Here is a 16,363-nt window from a genome sequence, read left to right as displayed (position 1 = left end):
CGTCCCTTCTCACGCGAACACCTCCGCCAAGCCGAGCAGCGGCGCGTTGCGATCCTTGTCCGAAAGCTGGAAGCCGCCGGGAAGCGACGGCCATTCGATGCCGATCGCCGGGTCGTCGAAGCGGATCGAGCGGTCATGCTCGGGCGAGTAGGTGTCGGTCACCTTGTAGAGCACCTCGGTATCCGGCACGAGCGTGACGAAACCATGCGCGAAGCCTTTCGGCACCAGTATCTGGTTGCCCATCTCGGCCGACACCTCCAGCGCCACCCATTTGCCGAAAGTGGACGAAGAACGGCGGATGTCGACCGCTACATCGAAGACGCTGCCCCTGACGACGCGCAGCAGCTTGTCCTGCGCGCGCGGCGGCAGCTGGTAGTGCAGCCCGCGCAGCACGCCGGCCACGGCGGAATAGGAATGGTTGTCCTGCACGAAAGCGAGGTCGATGCCGGCTTCGGCGAAGCGTTCGGCGTTCCAGGTCTCGCTGAAAAAACCGCGTGCATCGCCATGCCGCTTGGGCACGATCTCCAGCACGCCATCGAGGCCGAGCGGCCTGACCTCAAGCACCGCGTTCCTCCATCAGATCGGCCACCCGCCGACGCAGATAGGCAGCATATTCGTTCTTGCCGAGCCGCGCGGCGCGCTCCAGAACCTTGTCGGCACCGAGCCAGCCCTGCTCGAACGCGATCTCCTCGGGGCAAGCGACCTTGATGCCCTGGCGATGCTCGATCGTGCGCACGAAGGACGAGGCCTCATGCAGGCTGTCATGCGTACCGGTGTCGAGCCAGGCATAGCCGCGGCCGAGCTGATGTACCTGCAGTTCCCCGCGCTCGAGATAGACGTTGTTGACCGCCGTGATCTCGAGCTCGCCGCGCGCGGAAGGGCGGATCGTCGAGGCGATGTCGACGACCCTGTTGTCGTAGAAATAGAGGCCGGTGACGGCCCAGTTTGATTTCGGCTTCTGAGGCTTTTCCTCGATCGTCAAGGCCTTGCCGGTCGCCTTGTCGAACGAAACTACGCCGTAACGCTCCGGATCGTCGACATGATAGGCGAACACCGAGGCGCCGCTGTCACGGCGAGCCGCAGCCCGGCAGAGATGCGACAGGCCTTCACCGAAATAGATGTTGTCCCCGAGAATCATCGACACGTTGTCCTTGCCGATGAAGTCGCGACCGATAATGAAGGCCTCGGCGAGGCCGTTGGGTTGCGGCTGCTCGGCATAGGACAATTCCAGCCCGAATTCGGAACCGTCGCCCAGCAACGCCTGGAAAACCGGCAAGTCGCGCGGAGTTGAAATGACCAGGATCTGGCGAATCCCCGCGAGCATCAGCACGCTTAGCGGGTAATAGATCATCGGCTTGTCGTAGATCGGCAGTATCTGCTTAGAAACCGCTAATGTAAGTGGATAAAGGCGCGTCCCGCTTCCACCTGCAAGGATAATTCCTTTCAACAAGCTCTCCTTGAACTACCGCGGCCCCCGCCTCGACGCCAAGTTGCCCGTGCTTAGGTTTCGGGCGCCGGCTTGTCAATGTCGGCTTCGACTGCTTCCCGACGCTACTTCACCCCTTTCTACCATCCGGCATGCGGCAGTTTCGAGCGAAATCCGACCGCGCCACAAAAAAGGGCCGGCGAGCGCTTGCCGCCCGCCGGCCCTTTTTTTGCCGATCTGGCTCAGCCGCGCTTGAGCAGCGACCACACGGCCGGCACGAGGCTGGCGGCCAGGGTCACCTTGATCAGGTCGCCGACGATGAAGGGCAGCACGCCGAACTGCCAGGACTTTTCCGGCCCGATGAGGATCGCCAGCCAGGTAAAGCCCATGGCCATCATGATGACTTCCGCCGTCAGCATGGCGCCGAACAACTTGAAGGGATTGCGGTCCCAGCCGCGATCGGCGGCCCAGCCGGCGATCGCCGCCATGACCACGAAGCCGGCAAGATAGCCACCGGTCGAGCCCAGCATATAGGCGATGCCGAGGCCCTTTTCCGGCGTGCCCTGGAAGACCGGCAAGCCAAAAGCACCCTCGGCGAGGTAGAGAAGCAGCGTCGCGACGGCCAGGCGCAGGCCGAATGCCGAGGCGATCAACAGCACGGCAAGCGTCTGCAGCGAAATGTCGACCGGGCCGAGCACCACCTTGGTCTTGGCCGAAAGCGTCAGCAGCAGGGTTCCGGCAAGCGCCAGGAAAAGCTGGGTCGCGAGCCGAGCAGCGCCGCGATCCGGCAGGGTGAGAGAAACAAGCGGACGCATCGTGGTTGCAGTTGCCATGGTCTTCCCCATTTCTGGCTGATTTGCTGGACGGCTGATTTGCTGGCTTTGATTTTCCTATATTGGCTTCCGCATCGGGCGGCAATCATTTTGCCGCATTGCAACGGAGCACGCCGGCATGGCCCTTGAATTCGACACCAGCTTCGATCCCTCCTATGGCCGGGCGGTTGCGGTTGCGCCGGATGTGCTGCGCATCACCGCCAGAAATCCGAGCCCCTTCACCTTCCACGGCACCAACAGCTATCTCGTCGGCTGCGACACGCTGGCAGTGATCGACCCAGGGCCGGAAGACGACGCCCACCTCGAAACGCTGCTCACGGCGATCGCCGGCCGGCCGGTCAGCCATATCTTCGTCAGCCACACGCATCGCGACCATTCGCCGCTTGCGGCACGATTGAAAGAGCTGACCGGCGCGCCGACGCTCGCCGAAGGCCCGCATCGGCCGGCCCGCGCTTTGCGCATCGGCGAGGTCAATCCGCTCGACGCCAGCGCCGATCTCGCCTTCGTTCCCGACGTCGCGCTGGCCGACGATGCGCTGACCGAGGGCGACGGCTGGGCCATCCGCACCGTGCTGACGCCCGGCCACACCGCAAACCACGCCGTTTTTGCCCTGGAGGGAACCGGCACCCTGTTTTCAGCCGACCATGTCATGGCATGGTCGACCTCGATCGTCGCGCCGCCCGACGGCGCCATGGCCGACTATATGAGTTCCCTCGATAAGCTCCTCGCGCGCGAGGATGGCTTGCTGCTGCCGGGCCATGGCGGACCTGTGACCGCACCGGGCAGGTTCATGCGCGGCCTGAAGACCCATCGCAAGATGCGCGAAAGGGCAATCCTCGAGCGCATCCGGGCCGGGGACCGCACCATCAAGGAAATGGTCGCGGCGATCTATCGCGACACCGACCCGCGACTGCACGGCGCCGCGGCGCTTTCGGTGCTTGCCCATCTCGAGGATCTGGTCGCGCGCGGCCTCATTGCCACCGAAGGCGATCCGGCGATCGACGGTATTTTCAGCCCTGCCGGATGATCACTCGGCCGGCGCCGCGCCGACCTGCCCGGCGACCTCCTGATCGAGCTCGGCAAGGAAATCCGTGATGCGGGCGGCATTGTCGCCGAGGTCGTAGCGGCCGTAGCGCGAAGCCGAGCGCATGTCGACGATCACCTGATCGCCGTCGTCGGTGACGCGGATGGCGACGTCGGCCGGCAATCCGAGCACGAAGCCCTTGGCCAGCGCATTGATCGTCGCCTCGCTCTGCCCGTTGATGTCGGGATAAGGCGCCGTCAGTTGCCAATCGCGGCGGTCGAGCACAGTTTCGACAGCGTCGACCACGGTTTCGAAAGGCAGATTGTAGCTGCGGCCGTTGACCAACGGATAGGCATCGGCCTGCAGGCTCTGTTCGCCCGGCGTCGGCGGCAACAGCTCGTTCATGTCGGCGGTGCGGTCGCTTGTGTCCAGCGCCGGCGGATCGTCGAGATCGGTCGAGATGTCGCGCAGCGGCGGATAGATCGTCGCCCAGTAGACCGCGACGCCGTAGGGGGCCAGCACCAGCAGCGCCAGCAGCGCGCCGACGCTGAGGTCGCGACCGCCGCGATCGCCGAAACTCCAGACCCGCGAGAGGGCCAGGCCCGCCAGCAACAGGGCAAGCGCCGCCAGCAACGCCACGACCGCCAGCACCCACAGGAAAGGCGGCGTGTCGACGAGGCCCAGCCTGTAGGCGGCGACGACGGTGAGCAAGAGGACGAGAGAAAATGCCCCGACCCGCCGCGACCAGCCGGCCGCCCTCGACGTCTGTCGTTCAGGAATTGTAGCCATCGTCTGCCGCATTACCCCAGTCCGAACCGAGACTTAGAGGTTTTTGGCGCGGGCTTGAAGCCGAAAGATCGAACATTTTTCGTCAATCCGTCGGCAGGCGGTAGTCCTTGAACTGGGCGCGCAAACTGGTCTTCTGGATCTTGCCGGTGGCGGTGTGCGGAATTTCGCCGACGAAGGCGACGTCGTCGGGCATCCACCACTTCGCCACCTTGCCGCTCATGAAGGTGAGGATGTCGTCCTTGCTCGGCTTCCTGCCGGGCTTGCTCACCACGACGAGCAAGGGCCGCTCGCCCCATTTGGAATGCGGGATCCCGATGGCTGCCGCTTCCGCCACGTCCGGATGGCCGACGGCGAGGTTCTCGAGATCGATCGTCGATATCCATTCGCCGCCGGACTTGATGACGTCCTTGGCGCGGTCGGTGATCTGCATGTAGCCGCTGGCGTCGATATGGGCGACATCGCCGGTGTCGAACCAGCCGTCGGCATCGAACTGCTCGGCGCCGGCGCCGCCATAATAGGCGCGGGCCACCGCAGGGCCGCGCACCTTGAGATGTCCGAAGGTCTTGCCGTCCCAGGGCAGCGCGTTGTTGTCGTCGTCGGTCACCTTCATCTCGACGCCGAAGGGCGAAAAACCCTGCTTGGCCTGGATATCGAGCCGCGCCTCGCCGGTCAGCGTCTCATATTGCGGCTTCAAGGTGCAGAGCGTGCCCAGCGGCGACATCTCGGTCATGCCCCAGGCATGCACCACCTGCACGTCATAGTCGTCCTGGAATTTTGCGGTGATGGCGCGCGGACAGGACGCCCCGCCGATCACGACCTTCTTCAGATAAGGCAGCTTCTTGCCCGTCTCCTCCAGATATTGCAGCAGCATCATCCAGACGGTCGGCACGGCAGCGCTGAACGTTACCTTTTCGGTATCGAGCAACTCATAGATCGAGGCGCCGTCCATCTTGCAGCCCGGCATCACCAGCTTGGCGCCGATCATCGGCCCGCTCTGGCCGAGCCCCCAGGCGTTGGCGTGAAACATCGGCACGACAGGCAGGGCGACATCGCGCGTCGACAGGCCCATGGCGTCGGGCATCGCCGCCATCATGGCGTGAAGGACGTTGGAACGATGGCTGTAGAGAACCCCCTTTGGGTCGCCCGTCGTTCCTGAGGTGTAGCACATGCCGGCGGCGGTGTTCTCGTCGAAGGTCTTCCAGGCGAAGGCGCCGTCGGCCTCTGCCAGCCATTCCTCGTAAGCGACGGCATTCGCCAGCGACGTCTGGGGCATATGCGCCCGGTCGGTCAGCACGATCACCCGCCGCAGCGATCGGACCGCGCCGGCGATCTTTTCCAGGAGCGGCACGAAGGTCAGGTCGACGAAGATCGCCTTGTCCTCGGCATTGTTCATGATCCAGGCGATCTGCTCGGGAAAAAGCCTCGGATTGAGCGTGTGATAGATCGCGCCGATGCCCATGATGCCGTACCAGGCTTCGATATGGCGGGCCGTATTCCAGGCGAGGGTCGCGATGCGGTCGCCGAGCACGAAGCCGTCACGCTCCAGCCGCTGCGCCACTTTGAGCGCCCGGCGATGGATTTCGGCAAAGGTGGTGCGCACGATCGGACCTTCGATCGAACGTGACACGATTTCCCGGCTGCCGTGCTGGCGTTCGGCATGGTCGAGCAGCTTGTGGCAAAGCAGCGGCCATTCCTGCATCAATCCAAGCATCAGTTCCTCCCCTGTGCGCTTTCGCGTCATCTGTTTCACGCATTGTGGAACGAACCGTCGGTTTGTCCAGCCGTCATAAGTCGAAGCTCACGGATGGATCGAAGAACCGGGAAAACCGCCATAATCCGGCCATCGTCGCCGTTAAGTTTCATTAATGGGCTGGGTGAAATTGGCGAATGGAGAGATTCGCATGGACGCGCAGCTCGACGATAAAGCCCTCGAAAGCACGCTTGCCGAAAGTCTGGATGATCTGACGCCGGACACCAAAACCGTTTCCGAAGATGAATTTGCCGAGGTCGTCGGCGGCGCGCTCGAGGCCGTCGGCGGAACGCTGCTGTTCAAGATGCGCGTTGAAAACGGCACCGAGGGCGAACATGTCGCCGCCGCCTGCATCGGCGATGCCGGCAACCGGCAGTTCCTGCTGCTCACGCTGCCGACCAGCGGCGGTGCGCTGAAGGTCGAGACCGCGGCGCGCAGCACCAATCCCGTCGCGGGCATTGCCGCTGCCTATGCCGGCCTCATGGACGCTTTCAAGACGGCCGCGTGACGACTGAAAAACAGACGTTCAATGAATGGTGATGGCGCCAAGCGAGGTTGCGCGCTTGCGCGATATGCTTGGCCGACACATGTAAGTCTTCCCGAGAGCGTTTCACCTTTCCAGGAGACCATTCATGGACAAGCCCACCAACCCCGCCCCCGGCTTCCAGCGTAACCCGGACAAGGTGATCACCGTCGAACCCTATCGCGGCAGCGTCACCGTGCGCGCCGGCGACACGGTCATTGCCCGCTCGACCCGGGCCAAGGTGCTGTTGGAACCGCCCTACCCGGCTGCCTTCTACATCCCCTTCGACGACATCGACTTCAGCAAGCTCTCCGGCACCGAGCACTCCACGCATTGCCCGTACAAGGGCGATGTCAGCTACTGGAGCGTCCAGCCGGCCGGCGAAGCCGGCACGAACGCGATGTGGGCTTACGAACAACCGTTCGACGAGATGACCGAAATCCGCAATCACGGCGCGTTCTACACGAACAAGGTGACGGTCGAAGCCAAACCGGGCTGAGTCTTTGTTGACCTGCCGGAGGCGCCTTGAGATTCAGGTCAGGTCGAGTCGAGAATGGTGGGTTCCGAGAACCGGAGCGGAACGCACTTTTGGGTACGTGGGCACCGGCAGCGCAGGAAGCCGCCATTCGCAGGCCGGCCTCACCTGAATATCATGGCACCTCAGTCCGTCGTGCCGTCGTTGCCGACACCCTCGGCGTCGTCCAGGCGCACGAAGGTCATGCCCTTCTGTTTCAAGGCGAGCAGACCCTGAACCACGCCTTCGCCGGCCGCATGGGTCGGCTGGTTGATGTGGGCGATGATGACGTCGCCATCCTTGGCGGCGCTGATGCGTCGCGCCGTTTCCTTGGCGCCGAGCAACGAGCCGCCATCGCCATTGATCGAGAAGCCGGCGATCTTGAAGCCCAGCTTGCGGATCATGGCGATCGCCGAAGGGCTGTATTCGGCAGTGGCGCCGCGGAACCATTTTGGCGCCGGCCCGCCTGCCCCGGCAAGGGCGGCGGCGCCGGATTCGACCTCGGCCTGCACGGCGCCTGGACTGCCGGCGCTGCGGATACCGTAGATCTTTCGCGGCGTATCGACCGCCGGAATGTGGCGGCCGCCATGGTTTTCCAGTTCGAACAGGTCGGGATGCGCCCGCATGATCTCGACAGCCTCGGCATTGCGCTTCAGCCAGATGCCGGTCACGAAGATTGTCGCCGGTATCTTGTTGTCGACAAGCACCGAAAGGATCCTTGTGTCGGTCTTGCCGCCGCAGGCATCGAGCGTCAGTGCGACGCGACCGCCGCCTTCAACGCCCTGCGGCTTCAGATGCAACGTCGGCTCGAGCAGCGTCGCGGCATTGCCCGCCGACGCCGCGAACAGCAACAGTGCCATCGCGCAAAGGGAATTTCGAAGCAGGCCCATCATCCGTTCCAAACCGTCACGTTCGCGCATTCTCCATGCCGCGCCAAAAACGTGTCTCTACAAGATCGGCATCTAGGCGAAAATCGGGACGGCAGACAGTGCAAAAACAGCAATCGCGAAAATTTGCTTTCGCCTTACACGGCGGCTTCCAGGGCTATCTCCGTGCGCGCCAAGAGCTCCAGCGCGGCCTCGACGACCGGATCGACATCCAAGCGCCAGACACAGCACGCCTTGTTGGGGTCGGGCCGTTCGCAGAGGTCACCGCCGACGCAGTCGCAGGGCATGGCCGGGCGCACGGCGATGCTCGGCGCGCCGACCGGTCCCCAATGAACCGGGCTCTGCAGGCCGAACAGGCCGACGACGGGAGTGCCGACCGCAGCAGCCATGTGCATGGGGCCACTGTCGTTGCCGAGAAACAAACGCGCCAGCTTGAACAACGCCGGCAAGGTCTCAAGCGGAAGCACGCCGACAAGGTTGACGATCCGAGCCTTCGCAGACGCCAAGATCTTTTCGACCACCTCGTTCTCGTCCGGGCTGCCGACCACAGCGACGTCCAGACCGGTTTCGGCCGATATCCGGTCGATTGCGGCGGCAAAGCGCTCGGGCTGCCAGCGACGCCCGGGGAAGCTTGCCCCGGCATGCACAACGACGAAGGCGTTCGGCCGAAGGTGGAACTTGTCCAGGAGCGCCAAGGCTTTCGTCGTCTCCAGCGGCAGCGGCCGGATGTCGGGACCCCGCACGCGCAGCTCTATGCCAAGCGCCTCCAGCGGCGAAAGATAACGATACAGAAAGTGCTGCCCGCCATAGCCGAATGGCTTCGCCTTGACGTTGACAGGTTGACGCTCGAACCAACGCGAGGGTCTTTCGGACGGGTGATATCCAACGCGAATCCGGGCACCGACCAGTCCTGAGATGAAGCGCGACGTCTTCGTATCGGTTATATCGACGACCATATCGAAATGGTTCCGACGCAGCTCAAGAAGCGTGAGAACAAGCTCCTGCGCGCGCCGCAACGGCGTGCCACGCATATAGGAACGGCGGAATGTCACGACCTCCGTGGCGACTTCGTTGGCCGTGAGGAAGCTGGCGAAGCGGCCGTCGCAGAGAAAGACGATGCGAACGCCGGGATATTCGAGCTGCAGGTTCCTCGCCAACGCTGAGGAAAGAACGAGATCGCCAATGTGCTTCGTTTGCAGGATCAGGATCGACCGCAGAAGGTCGGAGCCCAGCTGCGACACCTGTGTCCGGGCGCCCGACGGGTCGGAGTCCACAAAGCTGGGCTGAGACGTCGACATGTGGAGCCGCCATGCGCGTGTTTCACGTGGCTCTCATATACAAGACGGCAAGGCCGTGGACCAGACTCCTGGAATTGCTCCGAGAAGCGCGACGCGGCCGACGGGCGTTCCCGCGGAGATCAAACCGCGGCTTCCAGGGCTATCTCTGTGCGCGCCAGGAGCTCCAGCGCGGCCTCGACGACCGGATCGACATCCAGGCGCCAGACACAACATGCCTTGCTCGGATCGGTCCGGCGGCACAGGTCGCCGCCGACGCAGTCGCAAGGCATGGATGGCCTGAGCGAGACGCTCGGCACGCCGACCGGTGCCCAACGGACCGGATTGGTCAGGCCGAACAGGCCCACCACCGGCGTGCCTGCCGCGGCCGCTATATGCATGGGCCCGCTTTCATTACCGAGAAACAACCGCGCTTCCTTGAGCAGCGCCAGCAGGGTTTCCAGCCGCAGCATGCCCGCCAGGTTGACGACAGACGTCTTTGCCGCCGCGATGATCTTGTCGGTCGCCTCGCCCTCGTCCGGCCCGCCGACCAGAACCACCCGCAGGCCGGTTTCCCGCGCGATCCTGTCGATTGCTTCGGCGAAGCGCTCCGGCTGCCAGCGCCGGCCCACAAAGCTTGCGCCGGCATGAACGGCAATAAAGGCGTTTGGCTGAATTTTGTGCTTGGCAAGCAGCGCCAGCGCGCGCGTCGTCTCGAAGGGCAACGGTCGAATGGCCGGAGCCCTGACGCGCAGGGCGACACCAAGCGCCTCCAGCGGAGACAAATAGCGATAGAGATAATGTTTTTTGCCGAATCCGTAGGGTTTCATCCGGACGTTGGCGGGTTGGCGCTCATGCCAGCGCAAAGGCCGTTCCGTCGGAGAATAGCCGACCCTGACCGGAGCGTTGACCAGTTCGGAAATGATCCGCGAGGTCTTGGAATCGGTGATGTCGATCGTCATGTCGAAGCGGTGCTGCCGCAAAGCCCGCACCATGCGGAAGAGCTCGCGCCCTCGCTCGAGCGGCGAACCCCGCATCTTGGCACGGCTGAAGGGGACGACCTCGGTGGCAATGCCGTGACCCGTCAGGAAGCCGGCGAAATGCGCCTCGCAGAGAAACACGATTCTGACGCCGGGATATTGAAGCTGCAGGTTCTTGGCCAGCGCCGAGGCAAGGACGATGTCGCCGATGAACTTGGTCTGCACGATCAGAATCGATCGGAAAGCGGTGGGGGAAATCTGCAGCATGGTTTCTGGCACCAATAAATCCGGTGTCGGAAACTCCCCTGAAACGGTGTCGAGATTCAGGGCCGTCACGCGCACGTTTGCGTGACATTGCATACAAAACCGTAAGGTATCGGAACGCTGCTCGCCCAGGGCATTTCAGGCATTCACCCTTTCTCGGAAACGGTGAAATGCCCATCTTCTTGTTTTGACGCAATTCCGGACGGAAAACCGCTCAGACTTTCCTGGAACTGCCCTGGCCCGTCAGGCCCGTTCTGCACCCTTCCCAGCCGCTACCGCAGCTTGCGCGGCTGCAAGCCTGGCGATCGGCACGCGGTAGGGCGAGCACGACACATAGTCGAGGCCGACCTCCTCGCAGAAACGGATCGAGGCCGGATCGCCGCCATGCTCGCCGCAGATGCCGAGCTTGATGGCGGGCCGCGTCGTCCTGCCTTTTTCGGCCGCGATCCGCACCAGCTCGCCGACGCCGTCGACATCGAGCGACACGAACGGATCCTGCTCGATGATGCCCTTCTGCCGGTAGGTTTCGAGGAAGGACGCGGCATCGTCGCGAGAGATACCGAAAGTCGTCTGCGTAAGATCGTTGGTGCCAAAGGAGAAGAATTCGGCCGCTTCGGCAATGACATGGGCGCGGATCGCCGCGCGCGGCAATTCGATCATCGTGCCGGTGAGGTAATCGATCTTGGTGCCGGTCTCCTGCATGACGCTTTGCGCCACCGCATCGATGCGCGCCTTGACGTATTCCAGCTCTTTCACCAGGCCGACCAGCGGCACCATGATTTCCGGCACCACCAGCGCCCCGGCCTTGCAGCCGGCCTCGACCGCCGCCTCGAAGATGGCGCGCGCCTGCATCTCGGCGATCTCCGGATAGGAGACGGCGAGCCGGCAGCCGCGATGGCCGAGCATCGGATTGAATTCGTGCAGCGCCTCCGTGCGCTGCCGGAGCTTGTCCGCCGAGACATTCATCGCGGTCGCAACCTCGGCAAGCTCGGCCTCGGTCTTGGGCAAGAATTCGTGCAGCGGCGGGTCGAGCAGGCGGATCGTCACCGGCAGGCCGGCCATGATCTCGAACAGTTCGAGGAAATCCGAGCGCTGCATCGGCAACAGTTTGTCCAGCGCCGCACGCCGGTCCTTCTCGGCGTCCGCCAGGATCATCTCGCGCATGGCGACGATGCGGTCGCCGTCGAAGAACATGTGCTCGGTGCGGCAAAGCCCGATGCCCTCGGCGCCGAAAGAGCGCGCCATGCGCGCATCGAGCGGCGTTTCGGCATTGGTGCGCACCTTCATGCGGCGCGCGGCGTCGGCCCATTCCATGATAGCGGCGAAGTCGCCGGAGAGCTCCGGCTGCAGCATGGCGACCGCCCCTTTGAGCACCTGGCCGTTGCCGCCATCGATGGTGATGATATCGCCCTTGCGGAAGGTCTGGCCCATCGAGATGAGCGTGCCGGCCTTATAGTCGACGCGCAGCGAGCCGGCGCCCGACACGCAGGGCTTGCCCATGCCGCGCGCCACCACCGCGGCATGGCTGGTCATGCCGCCGCGCGTGGTGAGGATACCTTCGGCGGCATGCATGCCGTGGATGTCTTCCGGGCTGGTCTCGATGCGCACCAGGATCGCCTTGCGCCCTTGCGCCTTGGCATCCTCGGCATCGGCGGACGAAAAGACGATCTCGCCGGTGGCCGCACCCGGCGAGGCCGGCAGGCCCATGCCGATGACGTCGCGCGCCGCCTTTGGGTCGATGGTCGGATGGAGCAGTTGGTCGAGGGAGGCCGGATCGATGCGAGCGACCGCCTCCTCCTTGGTGATCAGCCCGTCCTTCGCCATCTCGACGGCGATCTTCAGCGCAGCCTTGGCGGTGCGCTTGCCGGAGCGGGTCTGCAGCATCCACAATTTGCCGCGCTCGATGGTGAATTCGAGGTCCTGCATGTCGCGGTAGTGCTTTTCCAGCCGGTCGGAGATATCGACGAAAGCCTGGAAGGCGTCCGGCATAAGCTTCTGCAGCGAAGGCTTGTCGGAGCCAGCGGCGATGCGCGCCGCCTCGGTGATGTTCTGCGGCGTGCGGATGCCAGCCACCACGTCCTCGCCCTGGGCGTTGACCAGAAACTCGCCATAGAGCTGCCTCTCGCCGGTCGAGGGATTGCGCGTGAAAGCGACGCCCGTCGCGGACGTGTCGCCCATATTGCCGAACACCATGGCCTGGACATTGACCGCCGTGCCCCAGCTTTCCGGGATGTCGTGCAGGCGCCGATAGGTGATGGCGCGGTTGTTCATCCAGCTTGAGAACACGGCGCCGATCGCGCCCCAGAGCTGTTCGTGCGGGTCCTGCGGGAACGGCTTGCCGAGTTCCTCCTCGACCTTGGCCTTGTAGAGCGAGATCACGCCCTGCCATTCCGCGGCCGTCAATTCGGTGTCGAGTTCGTGGCCGAGGCTTGCCTTCTCGTCCTCCAGGATTTCCTCGAACACTTCGTGGTCGAGGCCCATGACGACGTCGGAATACATCTGGATGAAGCGGCGATAGCTGTCATAGGCAAAACGCGCATCGCCGGAATCAGCGGCCAAAGCCTCGACTGTCTCGTCGTTGAGGCCGAGATTGAGCACTGTATCCATCATGCCAGGCATGGAAGCCCTTGCACCGGAGCGGACGGATACCAGAAGCAGCTTCGACGGATCGCCGAAGCGGCGGCCGGTGATGCGTCCGATGTGGTCGAGAGCCGCGAGGACATCCGCCTCGAGCCCATCGGGATATGCGCGGCCATTGGCGTAATAGGCGTTGCAGACCTCAGTGGTGATGGTGAAGCCGGGCGGCACCGGCAGCCCGAGGCTGCACATCTCGGCCAGGTTGGCACCCTTGCCGCCGAGAAGGTTGCGGTCGCCGGCCCGGCCTTCGGCGGCGCCGTCGCCGAAGGTGTAAACCCACTTGGTCATGCTTGCCCTCCAGTTCGTGGAAGATAGAAACAGCCGGGCCACGGCCCGGTTCCCCGCCTTCGCAACCGAGCGATAGGATGCTGCACTGCGAAAGGCAAGGCACGGACCAGCCCTCGCCGCTACTACAATCGATTAAGCAAAGCTGCGTCAAAAAGACTTGCCGGAGTGGCCGCTGCAATATAGAACATAACGGGAACATAGTGGAGTAGCGTGATGAAACTCAACGGAAAACTCGACTATCTGGAACTGCCGGCGACGGGCGGCACACTGGACAGCGTCAAATCCTTCTACAGCGCCGCGTTTTCATGGTCGTTCACCGATTATGGCCCGACCTATTCCGCCTTTGCCGAAGGCCTCGACGGCGGCTTCCAGGCAGATGCCGGCGAAGCGCCGGCTAAGCCGCTCCCGGTCATCTACTCAAAAAACCTCGAGGAAACGCTGGACGCGGTCGAAAGCGCCGGCGGCACCATCGTAAAGCCGATCTTTTCCTTTCCGGGCGGCAGGCGGTTCCACTTCACCGATCCGGCCGGCAACGAACTGGCCGTTTGGGGACACTAGGGAAGTCGAGATTTCAGGTTGTTTTGCTGTTGACAGCCAGGGGGCAGCCGGGCTCATTCCAGTGAACGGCGGCAACCTCCAACAGCAAAAACAGACTGATGAAATTCGGCTCAAGCGGTGTTCGGGGTCTGGCTTCCGAATTGGTCGGACGGCCAAGCGGACTTTATGCCGAGGGTTTTGCGCAGCGCTTGCGGTCGACTGGCTTTCGGCAAGGCAAGGTCTTCGTCGGGCGCGATCTGCGCGACAGCAGCCAAGCGATTGCCGAAGACTGCATGGCGGCGCTGGCCGCGAGCGGCTTCCAGCCGGTCGATTGCGGCCCCATTCCCACACCTGCGCTTGCCTTCCATGCCCGCCTGCACGGCGCCGCGGCGCTGATGGTGACGGGCTCGCATATCCCCGCCGACCGCAATGGCATCAAGTTCTACGGGCCGAAGGGCGAGATCGACAAGGCGGACGAGGCCGCGATCACCGCTCATGTCGCCGAGCTGTCGGATCGATATCCCTGGCCGCCGACCTATGCGGACTGGCAAGCCGGCCATGAACAGGCGCTCGCGGCCTTTCGAGCCCGCGTCGGCGGCATCCTGCCCCCTGGCGCCCTTTCTGGAATGAAGCTCGGCGTCTACCAGCACAGCACGGTTGCGGCGGAACTGCTGGTGGAGGTCCTGCGAAGGGATGGCGCGGATGTCGTTCCCGTCGGAAAAACGGAGGTTTTCGTGCCCGTCGACACGGAGGCCGTCGGCCCCGACACGATGGCGAAGGTGAAAGACTGGGTGCGCGAGTTCAAATTCGACGCCGTGCTCTCCGCCGATGCCGATGCCGATCGGCCTCTCATCATCGACGAAAATGGCGAATTGTTCCGCGGCGACCTGATCGGGCTGGCCACCGCGCTGTTCCTCAAGGCCGACGTCGTGGTGACGCCGGTCACCTCCAATTCAGGGATCTCCGAGGCTTTCGGATTCTGCGTCAGGAGAACGAAGGTCGGATCCCCCTTCGTCATAGAGGGAATGGACGCGGCGCGGCAGGCAGGCGGCATCGTCGTTGGCTTCGAAGCCAATGGCGGGGTGCTTCTCGGGTCGGATTGCCTGGTGAACGGCAGGATCTTGTCCGCGCTGCCGACGCGGGATTCATTCTTGCCCATCCTGGCTGTGCTGGGCACGATGGCATCGACGGGCAAATCGCTGTCCGGCCTGCGCGAAAGCTGGAACCTTCCGGTCTGCGCCAGCGAGCGGCTCGAGAACTTCCCCGTCGAGAAATCGCGCGGCTTGATGTGCAAGCTCTCCGACCGTGACGCGCTGCGGCGGTTCCTCGCGCCCTTCGGCACCATCTCGGATGTCGATGAGACCGACGGCCTTAGGGCACGGATGACCAGCGGCGAGATCATCCATCTGCGGCCTTCCGGCAACGCTCCCGAATTTCGTTGCTACGCCGAGGCCGCCAGCCCCGACAGGGCGAGCGAAATTGTGGCAATCGCATTGGGACGGGCGCGGGATACAGCACTGGCAGATGATTGAGAAGCCTTGTAACGAAATCGGCGTCGGCTACTGCCGCAGGCTTGGGGCGCGGCCCGCTCTAGAGCAGCGGGGACTGGCGCCCCAGATCTCGCTCGATCCCCGAGAGCAGCGATGACAAAGACAGCGTTGATAACCGGCATTACCGGGCAGGATGGCGCCTATCTGGCCCAGTTCCTGCTTTCAAAGGGTTATAGCGTCCACGGACTGGCTCGACGGTCGAGCACAGCCGAGGTCAACACCGCACGCCTGAAATGGCTGGGGATCGAGAACGACGTGCGGATCGCGGATGGCGACCTCATGGACCTGTCGGGTCTGACCCGGACCATGCGCGACGTAAGGCCGGACGAGGTCTATAACCTTGCCGCACAGTCATTCGTCAAATCCTCATGGCAACAGCCGATACTGACCGGCAACGTCACCGGGATCGGCGTCACCAATGTTCTCGAGGCGCTGCGCCTCGAGATCCCGGGAGCGCGTTTCTATCAGGCTTCATCGTCGGAAATGTACGGCCTCATCCAGGAGCCGATGCAGTCGGAGACCACGCCCTTCCATCCCCGCTCCCCCTATGCGGTGGCGAAGGTCTATGGTCACTGGATCACCGTCAACTACCGCGAGAGTTTCGGCCTCCACGCTTCGAGCGGCATCCTGTTCAATCACGAATCGCCGCTGCGCGGGATCGAATTCGTGACACGCAAGGTCACTGACGCCGTGGCGCGCATCAAGCAGGGCCTGGCAAGGGAGCTGCGGCTGGGCAATATCGACGCCAAGCGCGACTGGGGCCATGCCAGGGACTATGTCCGTGCCATGTGGCTAATGCTGCAGCAGGATCAGCCCGACGACTACGTCGTCGCCACCGGCAGGACGACGACAGTGCGCGACATGTGCAGGATCGCCTTCGAGCATGTGGGGCTGAAGATGGACGACCATCTCGTCATCGACCCTGACCTTTTCAGGCCGGCGGAAGTCGAAATCCTGCTCGGCAATCCGGCCAAGGCCAAGGCAAAGCTTGGATGGGAGACGACGGTTTCGCTTGAAGAGATGATCCGCGAAATGGTGGATGCCGATCTCGTGCGCCACTCGGCCGCCAGGCGTTGAAAGGAAGCTC

16 protein-coding genes are annotated in these 16,363 nt (G+C 63.6%); 7 read left to right on the top strand and 9 right to left on the bottom strand.

The features are described from left to right. Positions 1-9: 9 nt before the first annotated feature. From rfbC to MJ8_RS10090, 3 genes are all read right to left on the bottom strand, one after another. Positions 10-564, bottom strand: a complete 555-nt coding sequence (rfbC, locus tag MJ8_RS10100) for a dTDP-4-dehydrorhamnose 3,5-epimerase (protein ID WP_201414240.1) — start codon at positions 562-564, stop codon at positions 10-12. Further along, positions 557-1,447, bottom strand: a complete 891-nt coding sequence (rfbA, locus tag MJ8_RS10095; protein ID WP_201414239.1) for a glucose-1-phosphate thymidylyltransferase RfbA — start codon at positions 1,445-1,447, stop codon at positions 557-559. The genes rfbC and rfbA overlap by 8 nt, the downstream gene beginning before the upstream one ends. A 221-nt stretch (positions 1,448-1,668) precedes the next feature. Beyond that, positions 1,669-2,259 carry a biotin transporter BioY gene (locus tag MJ8_RS10090; RefSeq protein WP_201414238.1) on the bottom strand — a complete coding sequence of 197 codons (591 nt, stop codon included), beginning with the start codon at positions 2,257-2,259 and terminating at the stop codon, positions 1,669-1,671. A 118-nt stretch (positions 2,260-2,377) separates the two neighbouring features. Between MJ8_RS10090 and MJ8_RS10085 the strand changes: the two genes are divergently transcribed. Next, positions 2,378-3,286, top strand: coding sequence for an MBL fold metallo-hydrolase (locus MJ8_RS10085; RefSeq protein WP_201414237.1), 909 nt, complete (start codon positions 2,378-2,380; stop codon positions 3,284-3,286). On the opposite strand, the gene MJ8_RS10080 is transcribed toward MJ8_RS10085, so the two are convergent. Both MJ8_RS10080 and MJ8_RS10075 read right to left on the bottom strand, forming a co-directional pair. Further along, positions 3,287-4,072 carry a DUF1499 domain-containing protein gene (locus MJ8_RS10080; RefSeq protein ID WP_201414236.1) on the bottom strand — a complete coding sequence of 262 codons (786 nt, stop codon included), beginning with the start codon at positions 4,070-4,072 and terminating at the stop codon, positions 3,287-3,289. It abuts the gene before it with no gap. A gap of 82 nt (positions 4,073-4,154) precedes the next feature. Beyond that, positions 4,155-5,783, bottom strand: coding sequence for a fatty-acid--CoA ligase (locus MJ8_RS10075; RefSeq protein WP_201414235.1), 1,629 nt, complete (start codon positions 5,781-5,783; stop codon positions 4,155-4,157). Between the two features lie 190 nt (positions 5,784-5,973). Between MJ8_RS10075 and MJ8_RS10070 the strand changes: the two genes are divergently transcribed. Beyond that, a complete protein-coding gene (locus MJ8_RS10070; RefSeq protein WP_201414234.1) occupies positions 5,974-6,330 on the top strand; it encodes a hypothetical protein in 357 nt (118 codons plus the stop codon). A gap of 124 nt (positions 6,331-6,454) precedes the next feature. Beyond that, positions 6,455-6,844: a DUF427 domain-containing protein gene (locus MJ8_RS10065; RefSeq protein ID WP_201414233.1), complete on the top strand. Its 390-nt coding sequence runs from the start codon at positions 6,455-6,457 to the stop codon at positions 6,842-6,844. A gap of 161 nt (positions 6,845-7,005) precedes the next feature. On the opposite strand, the gene MJ8_RS10060 is transcribed toward MJ8_RS10065, so the two are convergent. The 3 genes from MJ8_RS10060 to MJ8_RS10050 all read right to left on the bottom strand — a co-directional run bounded on the left by MJ8_RS10060 (position 7,006) and on the right by MJ8_RS10050 (position 9,982). Next, positions 7,006-7,749 (bottom strand): polysaccharide deacetylase family protein, encoded by a 744-nt coding sequence (locus tag MJ8_RS10060; RefSeq protein ID WP_201414232.1) that lies wholly within the window; start codon positions 7,747-7,749, stop codon positions 7,006-7,008. 134 nt (positions 7,750-7,883) lie between these two features. Then, a complete protein-coding gene (locus MJ8_RS10055; RefSeq protein ID WP_225248212.1) occupies positions 7,884-8,777 on the bottom strand; it encodes a glycosyltransferase family 9 protein in 894 nt (297 codons plus the stop codon). A gap of 386 nt (positions 8,778-9,163) precedes the next feature. After that, complete coding sequence (locus tag MJ8_RS10050; protein WP_263649652.1) at positions 9,164-9,982, bottom strand: glycosyltransferase family 9 protein; 819 nt, start codon at positions 9,980-9,982, stop codon at positions 9,164-9,166. Between the two features lie 9 nt (positions 9,983-9,991). Between MJ8_RS10050 and MJ8_RS32265 the strand changes: the two genes are divergently transcribed. Beyond that, positions 9,992-10,285 carry a hypothetical protein gene (locus MJ8_RS32265; RefSeq protein ID WP_225248351.1) on the top strand — a complete coding sequence of 98 codons (294 nt, stop codon included), beginning with the start codon at positions 9,992-9,994 and terminating at the stop codon, positions 10,283-10,285. Positions 10,286-10,507: 222 nt separating this feature from the next. Here the strand turns inward: MJ8_RS32265 and ppdK are convergent, their stop codons facing one another. Then, complete coding sequence (gene ppdK, locus MJ8_RS10045; RefSeq protein ID WP_201414230.1) at positions 10,508-13,189, bottom strand: pyruvate, phosphate dikinase; 2,682 nt, start codon at positions 13,187-13,189, stop codon at positions 10,508-10,510. A gap of 213 nt (positions 13,190-13,402) precedes the next feature. On the opposite strand from ppdK, the gene MJ8_RS10040 reads away from it, so the two are divergent. The 3 genes from MJ8_RS10040 to gmd all read left to right on the top strand — a co-directional run bounded on the left by MJ8_RS10040 (position 13,403) and on the right by gmd (position 16,353). Next, positions 13,403-13,747, top strand: a complete 345-nt coding sequence (locus tag MJ8_RS10040) for a VOC family protein (RefSeq protein ID WP_201414229.1) — start codon at positions 13,403-13,405, stop codon at positions 13,745-13,747. 98 nt (positions 13,748-13,845) lie between these two features. After that, positions 13,846-15,258: a phosphomannomutase gene (locus MJ8_RS10035; protein ID WP_201414228.1), complete on the top strand. Its 1,413-nt coding sequence runs from the start codon at positions 13,846-13,848 to the stop codon at positions 15,256-15,258. Between the two features lie 111 nt (positions 15,259-15,369). Further along, positions 15,370-16,353, top strand: coding sequence for a GDP-mannose 4,6-dehydratase (gene gmd, locus MJ8_RS10030; protein WP_201414227.1), 984 nt, complete (start codon positions 15,370-15,372; stop codon positions 16,351-16,353). The last annotated feature ends 10 nt before the right edge of the window (positions 16,354-16,363 follow it).

Origin of the sequence: Mesorhizobium sp. J8 (genome assembly GCF_016591715.1) — a bacterium.
GTDB lineage: Bacteria > Pseudomonadota > Alphaproteobacteria > Rhizobiales > Rhizobiaceae > Mesorhizobium.
The sequence above is the reverse complement of the archived record's forward strand: the minus strand, read 5'-3'. Positions and strand labels throughout refer to the sequence as shown.

What these genes read in the sequence shown, in the direction of transcription:
- MJ8_RS10090 (WP_201414238.1), bottom strand. Translation starts at nt 2,259, where the DNA reads ATGGCAACTGCAACCACGATGCGTCCGCTTGTTTCTCTCACCCTGCCG.
- MJ8_RS10085 (WP_201414237.1), top strand. Translation starts at nt 2,378, where the DNA reads ATGGCCCTTGAATTCGACACCAGCTTCGATCCCTCCTATGGCCGGGCG.
- MJ8_RS10080 (WP_201414236.1), bottom strand. Translation starts at nt 4,072, where the DNA reads ATGGCTACAATTCCTGAACGACAGACGTCGAGGGCGGCCGGCTGGTCG.
- MJ8_RS10075 (WP_201414235.1), bottom strand. Translation starts at nt 5,783, where the DNA reads ATGCTTGGATTGATGCAGGAATGGCCGCTGCTTTGCCACAAGCTGCTC.
- MJ8_RS10070 (WP_201414234.1), top strand. Translation starts at nt 5,974, where the DNA reads ATGGACGCGCAGCTCGACGATAAAGCCCTCGAAAGCACGCTTGCCGAA.
- MJ8_RS10065 (WP_201414233.1), top strand. Translation starts at nt 6,455, where the DNA reads ATGGACAAGCCCACCAACCCCGCCCCCGGCTTCCAGCGTAACCCGGAC.
- MJ8_RS10060 (WP_201414232.1), bottom strand. Translation starts at nt 7,749, where the DNA reads ATGGGCCTGCTTCGAAATTCCCTTTGCGCGATGGCACTGTTGCTGTTC.
- MJ8_RS10055 (WP_225248212.1), bottom strand. Translation starts at nt 8,777, where the DNA reads ATGCGTGGCACGCCGTTGCGGCGCGCGCAGGAGCTTGTTCTCACGCTT.
- MJ8_RS10050 (WP_263649652.1), bottom strand. Translation starts at nt 9,982, where the DNA reads ATGACGATCGACATCACCGATTCCAAGACCTCGCGGATCATTTCCGAA.
- ppdK (WP_201414230.1), bottom strand. Translation starts at nt 13,189, where the DNA reads ATGACCAAGTGGGTTTACACCTTCGGCGACGGCGCCGCCGAAGGCCGG.
- MJ8_RS10040 (WP_201414229.1), top strand. Translation starts at nt 13,403, where the DNA reads ATGAAACTCAACGGAAAACTCGACTATCTGGAACTGCCGGCGACGGGC.
- MJ8_RS10035 (WP_201414228.1), top strand. Translation starts at nt 13,846, where the DNA reads ATGAAATTCGGCTCAAGCGGTGTTCGGGGTCTGGCTTCCGAATTGGTC.
- gmd (WP_201414227.1), top strand. Translation starts at nt 15,370, where the DNA reads ATGACAAAGACAGCGTTGATAACCGGCATTACCGGGCAGGATGGCGCC.